General features: G+C 60.9%; 11 protein-coding genes. 9 read left to right on the plus strand and 2 right to left on the minus strand.

Translation table 11 applies throughout. The features are described from left to right. The 6 genes from ABSB13_RS15585 to ABSB13_RS15610 form a co-directional block, all read left to right on the plus strand. Positions 1–304 (plus strand): RrF2 family transcriptional regulator (locus tag ABSB13_RS15585; RefSeq protein WP_428110155.1); only part of this gene is annotated, 304 nt, incomplete at its 5' end. A gap of 242 nt (positions 305–546) precedes the next feature. Beyond that, positions 547–1101 carry a hemerythrin domain-containing protein gene (locus ABSB13_RS15590; protein ID WP_428110157.1) on the plus strand — a complete coding sequence of 185 codons (555 nt, stop codon included), beginning with the start codon at positions 547–549 and terminating at the stop codon, positions 1099–1101. A 132-nt stretch (positions 1102–1233) separates the two neighbouring features. After that, positions 1234–2076 carry a multicopper oxidase domain-containing protein gene (locus tag ABSB13_RS15595; protein ID WP_428110159.1) on the plus strand — a complete coding sequence of 281 codons (843 nt, stop codon included), beginning with the start codon at positions 1234–1236 and terminating at the stop codon, positions 2074–2076. 72 nt (positions 2077–2148) lie between these two features. Continuing rightward, positions 2149–2721 carry a c-type cytochrome gene (locus ABSB13_RS15600; protein WP_428110161.1) on the plus strand — a complete coding sequence of 191 codons (573 nt, stop codon included), beginning with the start codon at positions 2149–2151 and terminating at the stop codon, positions 2719–2721. A gap of 10 nt (positions 2722–2731) precedes the next feature. Beyond that, positions 2732–4135 (plus strand): cbb3-type cytochrome c oxidase subunit I, encoded by a 1404-nt coding sequence (locus tag ABSB13_RS15605; RefSeq protein ID WP_428110162.1) that lies wholly within the window; start codon positions 2732–2734, stop codon positions 4133–4135. Positions 4136–4426: 291 nt separating this feature from the next. Beyond that, positions 4427–4771, plus strand: coding sequence for a hypothetical protein (locus ABSB13_RS15610; protein ID WP_428110163.1), 345 nt, complete (start codon positions 4427–4429; stop codon positions 4769–4771). A gap of 85 nt (positions 4772–4856) precedes the next feature. Here ABSB13_RS15610 and ABSB13_RS15615 read toward each other — a convergent pair whose 3' ends face one another. Further along, positions 4857–5615 (minus strand): hypothetical protein, encoded by a 759-nt coding sequence (locus ABSB13_RS15615; protein WP_428110165.1) that lies wholly within the window; start codon positions 5613–5615, stop codon positions 4857–4859. A 722-nt stretch (positions 5616–6337) separates the two neighbouring features. On the opposite strand from ABSB13_RS15615, the gene ABSB13_RS15620 reads away from it, so the two are divergent. Next, positions 6338–6559, plus strand: a complete 222-nt coding sequence (locus ABSB13_RS15620) for a biotin/lipoyl-binding carrier protein (protein ID WP_428110166.1) — start codon at positions 6338–6340, stop codon at positions 6557–6559. Between the two features lie 208 nt (positions 6560–6767). Continuing rightward, positions 6768–8276 carry an acyl-CoA carboxylase subunit beta gene (locus ABSB13_RS15625; protein ID WP_428110167.1) on the plus strand — a complete coding sequence of 503 codons (1509 nt, stop codon included), beginning with the start codon at positions 6768–6770 and terminating at the stop codon, positions 8274–8276. 81 nt (positions 8277–8357) lie between these two features. Here ABSB13_RS15625 and ABSB13_RS15630 read toward each other — a convergent pair whose 3' ends face one another. Next, entirely contained in the window at positions 8358–9977 is a 1620-nt protein-coding gene (locus tag ABSB13_RS15630; protein ID WP_428110169.1) for a hypothetical protein, read from the minus strand. A gap of 304 nt (positions 9978–10281) precedes the next feature. On the opposite strand from ABSB13_RS15630, the gene ABSB13_RS15635 reads away from it, so the two are divergent. Continuing rightward, positions 10282–10610: Gfo/Idh/MocA family protein (locus tag ABSB13_RS15635; protein WP_428110170.1), on the plus strand; the 329-nt coding region annotated here is incomplete at its 3' end.

Here is a 10610-nt window from a genome sequence, read left to right on the forward strand (position 1 = left end):
CCGGGGCAAGGGTGGCGGGATCGTGTTGGAGCACGCTCCCAAGCAAATCAACATCGGGCGGGTGGTGCGATACACGGAAGGCCCGATGCAATTGGTGGAATGCTTTCGGAGCGGCAACCGATGCGTCATCACCGGCTCGTGCGTTTTGGCCGGCGTGCTGGGAGAGGCGTCCGACAGCTTTCTTGGGGTTCTGGATCGGTTCACGCTGGCCGATCTGGTGGCGGAGCGCGCGGGCCTGGTCCGCCTGTTGAAGATCAAGCCCGCGAAGCCGACTCACGCAATCACGCCCAGGGCTGTGAATTAGGGCGGGCGCAAACTCCCATTTTCAATGTAATCGCGCCGCAGAACTCCCGCGCTTCCGCGTCGTGGTGTCAGGCGGAACTTTCGCAAGAAGATGTAGCCAACGGCGACAGGGTATCTGTAGCCCTTGGAGTCATGGCACAAAGCTGATAACGTCAAACTTGTAAATTAAATACATCTTTAAAGGCCAAGGCGAGTTTCCATTTCTTGGCACGTCTCCTGCGTGTGGGGACGAGAGCAACGCACATGACAGCGACCGAGCAATTGCGCCACGAACACGAAGCGATAACGCTGGCCCTCTCGATTCTCGAGAAACTATGCCAGCGGCTGGCCAACGGCGAAGAGATCAATCCGGAGCATTTCGGCCAGGTGCTGGAGTTCATCCAGGTGTTCGCCGACCAATGCCACCATGGCAAGGAGGAGCAATTCCTCTTCCCCGCGCTGGAAGCGGCCGGCATCCCCAGGGCCGGCGGGCCGATCGGCGTGATGCTGAGTGAGCATGAACACGGCCGCGCGCTCATCGGGCAAATGGCCGCCGCGTGGCAAAAGCATCGCTCGGGCGATCACGCCGCCGCGGCCGTGGTGATTGCGAGCGGGCGAGGCTACAGCGCGTTTTTGCAGGCCCACATCTTCAAGGAAAACAATGTCCTGTTTCCGATGGCCGAGGCGCGCCTGTCGGCGGACAGCCAGCGGCGGCTGCTGGAGGAATTCGAGCGGCTCGAAATCGAGCGCATCGGAGCAGGCAGGCATGAGCAGTTCCACAAGACTTTGGATTCTCTAAAGGAAATTTATCCTGGATAGACCGGCGATCGCGCTTTGGCGGCGGCCGGGTGTTCCACCCGCAAGCCTGTCGGGCGCGACTGAATCGGAAAATAAAGGAGCCGAGCCATAATGGCGTCAGGAAGGATACGCGGGAGGATCGCGCGGGCATCTTTGATTGCGGCGGCAATGCTTGTGCTGGGCGGCGCTGGCGCGTCGGCAGCCGAACGGAATTTCACGATCCGGGTTGAGAACAAGCGAATCGATATCGGTTCCGGGCTGACCTACGATGCGTGGACCTACGGCGGCACGGTTCCCGGCCCGGTGCTGCGCGCCACGGTGGGCGACAAGGTGAGCGTTCATCTCGTCAACGATTCGGACGTTGCCCACGGACTCGACATCCACGCCGCCGAGCTAGCGCCGAGCAAGCATTTTGCGCCGGTCCCCGGCAAGAGCGACCTTGCATACACCTTCGTGGTCAACGTGCCGGGCGCGTTCATGTATCACTGCAGTGCACCTCCGATGGTGACCCATATCGCAAACGGCATGTATGGCATGATGATCGTCGATCCTAAGGGCGGATGGCCGCCCGCGCATGAGGTGACGATCGAGCAGGGCGAGTTTTACGGCGATCCGGACAAGAACGGGCTGGTGTCGGGCGACAGTAAGCGAATGATGGACGAGCGGCCGGACTTCGTGGTGTTCAACGGCAAGATCGAGCAGTACGTGGACCACCCGATCCAGATCAAGGTGGGCGAGCTGGTGCGCGTCTTTTTTGTGAACGCCGGTCCGAATCGGACTTCGACGTTCCATGTGGTTGGAACGATTTTCAGCAGTGTGTATCGCAGTGGGAATCCCGCCAACGCGTTTCACGGCCTGCAGAGCTTCGAGGTGGGGCCGGGCGACGGCGCGATCTTCGAATTCCGCGTCCGCGAGCCGGGCGATTATCCATTCGTCGATCACGCGATCGCGCGCGCCTACAAGGGCGCAATTGGCATGTTCCACGCCGTTCCCTAGCGGGGTGCGGTGGAAATAGCGAGTTCGAGTTTGTAAACTGCCGGAGTTCTTTTAAGAAAAAGGGAAATTCACTTGTACACGCAAGACCCTTCGTTTTGGAAAGCCGGTGCAATCGCGACGACCCTGTTCATGTCAGTGGTCCTCGTGGCGCTTACGATCGACACTCTAAGGCAAATCAGCCCCGGCGGCCCGCGCGTCCCTTCCTACGATGTAATCAACAGCACTGTCACCTATCAATACGACCCGGCCCGCGGCGAGTATGCGCCGAAAATCGGGGGTGAGGATCTCATCTTCGGACACAAGTACAGCGCGGACGAGGCTGCGGCACTGATCGCTAAGGGCAAGCAGGTCATTCAAAGCCGCGCATGCATCGATTGTCACACGTTTTTCGGCAACGGCGCATATTATGCTCCCGATCTCACCCGCGCGTGGATGGACCCGGTATGGGCCAGCTTCCCCGGACCAAAGCGCGCGGACAAGCTGGCAAGGTTCCTGATGAGCCCGCTGCGGCTCGGGGCAAGGCCGATGCCCAACCTGCATCTTCAACGCGATGAGGCCGAAGCCGCGGTCGCCTATTTGAAGTGGATGTCGGCGGTGGACACCAACGGATTTCCGGACAGGTTCGGCGCTCCCGCTCCCCAATAGGAGGGCAGCTATGTATCGGTCGCAGCGGCTCGGGCTCAAATACCTCACGGCATCGACCGTAATGTTCGGTGCGATGATCGTTTTCGGCCTGCTCTCGTCGATTTACTATATTCTTCCCGGTTTCCTCCTGAACGTCTTTAATTTCAGCACAGCCAAGATCGTTCACATCGACGGACTGGTGATATGGCTGCTCATGGGGTTCATCGGCGCGATCTACTGGTTTCTTCCCCAGGAGCTGGACCGCGAGGTTGAGGGTATCGGGCTGGCGGAACTGCTTTTCTGGGTGTTCTGCGCGGCGGTCACGGTAGTGGTGCTGGTATTTATTTTTGTTCAATACGGCACCGCCAGCGAATGGTCGATGTGGTTCATCAACCAGGGGCGGAAATACGTCGAGGCGCCGCGATGGGCCGCGGTCGGCATCGTGGTGGTCGCAGCGACGCTTGCCTACAACGTGGTTGCGACCACGATAAAGGCACGCAGGACCACCGGGATACTCCTCGTCCTGATCGCCGATCTGGTCCCTTTGCTCGTGCTGTACTTCGACGCCTTCCCCGAGATGTCCAACATGTCGCAGGACCTTTTCTGGTGGTGGTGGCTGGTCCATCTCTGGGTCGAAGCGACCTGGGAAGTGCTAATCGGATGCATAATGGCATGGACCCTGATCCACATGGTCGGCGCTTCGCGGCGGGTGGTCGAGAGCTGGCTTTACGTGGAAGTTGCGATGGTGCTAGGCACCGGGATTCTGGGACTCGGCCACCATTACTTCTGGATTGGAACGCCGCGATACTGGCTCACGATCGGCGGCGTCTTTTCGGCGTTCGAACCCATCCCGCTGCTCGGGATGGTGGTGCATGCGGTATATGACGCGGGTACCCATCATTTGCAGGCGGCTAATCGCCCCGCCTTCTATTGGACGCTGGCCGAAGCGTTCGGCAATTTCATCGGCGGCGGGGTATGGGGCTTCATGATGACCCTGCCGCAAATCAATATGTATTCGCACGGCACCCAGTGGACCGCCTCGCACGGCCATTTTGCCTTCTGGGGTGCGTACGGATGCGGCGTGATCGCGGTGTTCTATCTCGCGCTCGCCAAGAGCCGTGGATGCGACGGACTCGACGGCCGGGCGTGGAAGTGGTCGTTTGCGCTGCTCAATGTCGGAATGCTCGGGATGGTGGGGGCGTTGCTGGTGGCCGGGATCGATCAGGCTTTCTTCGAACGGGCCATCGGTGGTTCCACCTGGAACGCATATCTGTCGATGCAGGGGCGCCCATGGTTCATCGAGGGCATGTGGGCGCGCTTTGTCTTCGGGATGGTCTTCGCTTGCGGTTACGCGGTACTGGCTTACGATCTGATCGCGATCGGCAGGCGGCAAGAGGTCGGTGCGCGGGAGGCGATGGCCGCGGCCGGATCATGACGCCGCGTGCAATGGTAGCAACCGCGCTCCTGCTCGGCGCATTCGTCGCCGCCGCGGGAGCCTATGGTCTTCTGTATTGTCTGTCGCGCCTGTGGGGCCGTCCCCGGCTGAAAACCTGGAGCCGTCTAAGCTACGGCGCCTTATGTGCGATCACCGCGACGGTGGTTGTGTACACGCCACTGTATTTCGGATGGAAGGTGATGATCGCCGTCAGTTGCGCGATCTATCTGATGATCCCGCCGGTCACTTGGCGTTATCTGACGCGGCTTCATCGAAGGGAGAAGATTTCCGATGGTCCAGGACTTACTCGGCACGCTAATCGCGATATGCTTGGTCTGTCTCGCCGTTCTTGACCCCGGCATCCTTGAAGCGCACGGCGCAATCCTCGCGGCCAGCGGAGTCGCGCTCGCCGCGCTGGGAGTCTGGGCGGGCCGCGCCGATTATCTGAAATGGCCGGGGGCCACGGTTTTAACCGCCGGCGCCGCCATCGTGCTGCTGGTTCTCTCCGGTCTTGCCGGTCGCTCGTCTGAGTGGTTGTTTTGGGTCGTGTTCTGGAGCGGCAATGCGGCGGGAGTTACTTCCCTTTGGTCGGCGCTCTATCGCGGTCCCAAGGATTTCATCCCCGACTCGCCCTAGCGTTCGGCTCCAAAAAGACTTTCATAACTACTGTGCGCCGCGCGTCGCGATCGCACCAATTTGATCCCTCCACGCAGTTCGTGTTTTACTCCCCGGCTTCGTCTGGTACAAAGCCTGCGGGCACTTCGAATTGGCTAGCTGGTATCTCTCTGGACTCGATTCTCTTGACCACGTATCCCACGCGCGCGCCCGGCGGATCCGTTTCTAGAGGGATATCGTCTATTCCTTGCGGAGACCAGATGCCAGGGTAAGCTCCCCCGAGAGATCCGTCACTGTAGCCCGCATCCTCGTATAGTCGGTTCAAGAGGATCATGAACTGATTGTATTCCCGGACACCGGGTGCGTCATGTGAGACGCAATCGACCTCAGTCAGGGGTCCGAAGTGAGCTGACACACGAGCGCCCATGTACTCTTCGCAGGAATAGCCGGCAATCTTCCGATGCTTCCCGGTCGGCTTCAGCTCGCCGACGCCAACGGGTTGCCCGCCAGCGCCATCCACAGGACTCGGAAACGGCTTCTCGATGGAGTATTTCTTGTGCCGGTAATCGATTTGAGTCCGGATGCCTTTATCGAGATCGTCAACGACTGCATACGTCGCCTGCGAGATCTCTTCGAATTGCTGCCCGCTGCTAAAAAGCCATCCCTTGTGCCCTTGAATAATTTCGATTTCATGGTCCCTCGTTGTTTCGATCCCGTCGGACGTCGGCCCTCCTTCCAGCCAAAGGATCACCCCGGCGTGGGAATCCTGCGCGGCCAGTAGAAGAAGGGCCTGAAGCAGAAGGAACAGACTTACAAGAACGCGACCGCGGACCAAAGCCGTCGGCTTGCTCGCACGTTTCGTCAATCTGGTATTCTCCTCTTCGTTTGACAGGAATCGACCACGTTCGTCCCGCGTCGCAAAGCGCGCTCGCGCCTAGCCGCCTGCTGCATAGCGTTCGTATTCCGCGAGATAGGCTTCGGACTTTTCTGACTCGGGCATGAACGTTCCGTCTAGGTAGCGCCAAGCGCGACGCGTCGGTGCGCGCATCGCCTGAGCAAAGCTCTCTGACGCACCACGCGACGCTCGACCGTACACTCGGAGTTTGCGCTCGGCAACGCTCACAAATGCGACTATCTACACACGCGACCGCGCTTCAACGCGCGACATCTCGACGTGACCGACGCGTCGCGGGCTGAATCTTTGCCCTGCACCAGATAGCCGAGCTGGTTGCCTCGAAATCATCGCGCGTCTGTGCGGATGATTCGGCGCTTGTGTCTGCGAAGTGTTCCGCCCCGAGACTAGCCTGAAACCGCCCCTGAAAATGCGCCATCTGCCGCAATCGATTTTGCGCTTGGATTCCGCCGCGCGGCGCGATCGAATGACAGGGGAACCCGATCTGACGATGCGGGCGCGGGCGGAGAGCTTCGCGCGGCCGCGGATTAGGTTTTGAGAATGGACACGGCCAGATTTGCCAACGAGTTATGGGCGGACTAGGTTTTGACAAGGTGCCGCCTAAAGATACGGGTGAGAACGCTTGTTTCGATTCGGCCGTGAGTATCCGGGTTTGCCGAAAGGATACGCAACGCTTGAGTGCGCACAACATCAGGTCGGAACTCTCCGCGATAGTGTGGAAAATCGACATCTCGGTGGGCGATCGGGTTTGCGAGGGCGACACTCTGGTGGTTCTCGCTTCCATGAAGATGGAGATCCCCGTCGCCGCACCTTTCGCCGGCGTTATCCAGTCGATCCTCGTAGCGGAAGGCGCGACCGTAGCGGAAGGCGAGACCCTGCTCGTCATCAGCAGTTGATCGTGGAGACACCTGAAGACAATCCGATCCGCAGGTTTCCCCCATTCGCCGACGCTGAGGGCGATTGCGAATGCGCAGTCGCAGGCACAAACGTCCCGGCCGGCGTCTGAGGGAATAGTGGGAGCAGTTCCGGGGGGGCCGGATCGAGGAAAAGGAAAACCGCATGTCCTGGCAAAAGGAAATCGACGAATTGCGGCGCCGGGAGGCGATGGCTGCGGCAATGGGCGGCCCTGAGGGGATAGCCCGCCAGCGCCGCCAGGGCAAGCTCACCGCGCGTGAACGAATCGCAGCTCTGGCAGACGCGGGCAGTTTTCGCGAGTTCATGGCGCTCTCAGGCGTCGGCACTTACCAAAGCGGCGAACTGACCGGCTTCACGCCGAAACCCTTCGTCAACGGCACGATCACCCTCGATGGCCGCAAGGCATTTGTCACCGCTGGCGATTTCACGGTGCGCGGGGGTTCCAGCGGAGCGCGCGGCGGCATAGGCCAGGAACTTTCGGTCACGGAGCGGGCGATCGAGTGGCAGCTGCCCTACATCCGCCTGCTCGACGCCTCCGGCGGAAGCGTGCGGTCGTTCGAGGAAATCGGCCGCACCTACCTGCCGGACGGCAACATTTGGACCATCTACGAAGTGCAGGCGCTGTCGTTGGTGCCCACAGTCTCGGCGGTGCTTGGCTCGGTGGCGGGGTTGCCGGCGATCTATGCGTGCTTGGCCCATTTCAGCGTCATGGTGAAGGACATTAGCCAGATTTTCCCGGGTGGCCCGCCGGTCGTAAAGGCAGCGCTCGGCATCGACATCACCAAGGAGGAACTCGGCGGCGATCACATCCATACGCGCGTCAGCGGGTGCATAGACAACCTCGCGGAGACCGAGGCCGACGCGTTCGCACAAATCCGCCGATTCCTCTCCTTCCTGCCGTCGAACGTGAACGAACCCGCGCCGCGCGGACCGGCGGACGATGACCCGCTTCGCGCGGAAGAAGCGCTTCTGACGATTGTGCCGCGCAACCGACGCCAGATCTACGATGCGCACAAACTGCTGAACATGGTTGTGGACCGCGGCTCGTTCTTCGAGATCGCACCACGTTACGGACGTGCGCGCATCACCGGCCTTGCACGCATCGACGGCTATCCGGTGGGCATCATGGCCAACAGTCCGCGGCATTACGGCGGTGCGACTGACGTTGCCGCGGGGTCGAAAGTGATACGGTTGATTCAGCTCTGCGACACGTTTCATCTGCCGTTGGTCTCGCTGGCGGACGAGCCTGGTTTCATGGTCGGCCCGGAGTCCGAAAAACTCGGCATCGAGCGCGCCGGCGCGCGACTGGTGGCGAGCGTGTGCATGAGCCGCATGCCCTGGATCACCATCGTCATCGGCAAGTTGTTCGGGGTCGCCGGTCAATGCCATCACCGGCCGTCGGGCATGTACCGCCGTTTCGCGTGGCCGTCAGCCACCTGGGGCTCGATGCACATTGCCGGGGGCGTGTCCGCAGCCTATCGACGCGAGATCGAGGCTGCTCCCGAGCCGGAGCAAAAGCGCCAGGAGATAGAAGCTCGGCTAGACGCGCTCGCCTCGCCCTTCCTCACCGCAGAGGCGACCGGCCAGGACATCATAGATCCCCGCGAGACCCGCGCCCGTTTGGTGGAGTTCGTCCACGACGCGCAGCGCATCCTGGCAACGCAGCTTGGGCCGCCGCCGGTTCCTTACATGCCCTGAGACGCGCGGCGTAGGCCGAATTTAGACACTCGGTGGTTTTAAAATCCTCATATCACCTGAAATGCCGCGAAGGCGGGGAAATCAAGGGAAAGAATTCGCAGGGGTGTCTTTGACCGAAACGGTTACGGGCGCAAGCTTTGCCGCGGCCGAAGTGTCACGGGCGAACAGGACGCAGGAATCGTCGCGATAGATCTGCTTCCATCCGGGTTGCGCGACGATCAGTTTGTACGCGGGGTCGTTCTTTTGCCCAACGAGGACGAAATCGTGCGGATAGTTGACCAGAATTTCCTTGCCGGCGGCTTCCCCGCTGGTGAACGGCAGGTAATCGTCAATAACCTTGGGCGGATACACGGTGTCGTAGCGCCCGTCGATGAAGACTTTGCTGGCCGGCGGCATGTGCCAGATGACGTACTCGCCCCATTGGAAGTCGGCCAGGATGTTGCCGCTCAAGCCATGTTCGTTCAGGTAAGAAATCGCGCCGACCGGATAAGGATCGCCTGCCGCCATCTTTTTCGAGAAAAGCCCGGTCAGGATCAGCAGCTCGAACGCCGCAACCGCGACCGCCAACTGAATTATCGTTGGAGAGCGGTCTTTCGCATGCGTGATCGGCAACCCCAGGCGCTTGCGACGAGCCTCGAGCGCCAGGGTGGTATGCCGCGCGAGCGGAGTAACCGTCGCGATCACCGCAAGCGGAAGATTTCTGACCGCAAGGAATGCGGCTGCGATCATCAGAGCCGCGATGGAAATCAACGCAATGTCGCCACCGCGCGGCGTCTGAATGAAGGTCACGCCGAGCGCCACGAACATCGCCAGCGCCACGATCTTGACGGCGATGCCAGCGACGCCCTCCTGTCTCCAGTGAAAAAGCAACGATTGCGGGAGCGATAGCCAATCGAGGATGGCCGTGCGCGTATGCGGGTTCCCAAGCGCATGGATGACGGCCTGCCAGGTACCGACGCCGTAGGGAGTCGCGAGCGTCGCGATCGTGGAAGCGGCGGTGATCGCCAACAGCCACATCGCGCGCCGTATCCCGCGGCGAGCCGGCAAGTCCTGAGCGAAGACCACGGCGGTGAACGTGCCCAGCGCGGCCAGCCCCATGATGAAGCCGCCATGCAGATTCGCCCATAGCGCGAGAATCGGAATCGCGAGCCACACGGGGGCGCGGCCACGGTAGTTGTAGCGGGAAAGAATCGCGAGGATGGCACTCATCAGGGCGAAGGTGAAGATCTGAGGTCGGAACTGGAGGTGGGTAGCCAGGGGCGTGCTGGCGGCGATGAGGATGGCGAACTGGACGCGCGCCGGCGATTCGGTTTCCTCCAACGCCAGCGCGAGGAAAAGGATCGTCGCAGCCGAGCAGGCGAACTTCATCAGCTTGAGTCCGACTGTGCCGAAGGCGTTGTATGTCGCGGCCATCAGGACTTCGCTCAGCCATTCATGGTTGAGCCACAGATGTCCCGGCGCCGAATACGAATACGGATCGTAAAAAATCAGGTGGCGCTGCGCGAGCACGTCCTGTCCGAATCGCACGTGACCCCATAGGTCCGGGTCCGCCAGCCGCGTGAGATCCGCAACGACGATGGCCAGGAAGATTAAGGCGGGTGAGTAATGGAAAAGTGAGACCCGCTTGAGCGGCGAGGGCGCCGCCGTTGCGAGGTTGGTCGATTCGGCAGCCGGCGCATCGGCCGGCAAGCTTGCGCTCACTGCGAAGGTCCCGCAGAGCTATACGGCTTCGCCAATCCGCTCTCCATGCTCCTCGGCGAGGACAGTATCACAACACCGGTGACGTGTAAGCCGGGATTTCCATTTAGATTTTCCGTTGCTAATTGAATGCGGAACCCACCGTGGGTTGCAGGGGTGACCCCTGCCCGCGCGCGACAACGGAGCGCGGCCTTAACATTGAGTGCAGGGGTCACCCCTGCCCGGACCGAATCCAGGAGTCGCTACGACCGAACCAACTGTCCGATCCGTCATGGACAGGTGACACACGATTTGAGATAAGCGCCGTATGAAGCCGCTCGAACGCGTACAGGTTGGTCTGATTGGTTGCGGGCGCATCGCCAGCCTGCAGGTCCTGGGCTATCGCGATCACTCGCGCGCGGAGCTGACAGCAATCTGTGACAACGACGAAGCGCTACTAGGTCAGCGACAGCAGGAGTGGCAACCAAAGAAGACCTATCGTGACTATCGCCAGCTTCTCGCCGACTCCGACGTGAACGCCGTGGAGATCCTGATACCACACCACTTGCATCGCGAGGTTGCCATCGCCGCGTTGCAAGCAGGCAAGCATGTGTCGTTGCAGAAGCCGCCGGCGTTGACGATCCGCGAACTCGACGA

Origin of the sequence: Binatus sp. (SeqCode), from assembly GCF_050013435.1 — a bacterium.
GTDB lineage: Bacteria > Desulfobacterota > Binatia > Binatales > Binataceae > Binatus.

Excerpts from the sequence above, each read along its gene's own strand:
- ABSB13_RS15610 (WP_428110163.1), top strand. The coding sequence starts at position 4,427 with ATGGTCCAGGACTTACTCGGCACGCTAATCGCGATATGCTTGGTCTGT.
- ABSB13_RS15590 (WP_428110157.1), top strand. The coding sequence starts at position 547 with ATGACAGCGACCGAGCAATTGCGCCACGAACACGAAGCGATAACGCTG.
- ABSB13_RS15625 (WP_428110167.1), top strand. The coding sequence starts at position 6,768 with ATGGCTGCGGCAATGGGCGGCCCTGAGGGGATAGCCCGCCAGCGCCGC.
- ABSB13_RS15605 (WP_428110162.1), top strand. The coding sequence starts at position 2,732 with ATGTATCGGTCGCAGCGGCTCGGGCTCAAATACCTCACGGCATCGACC.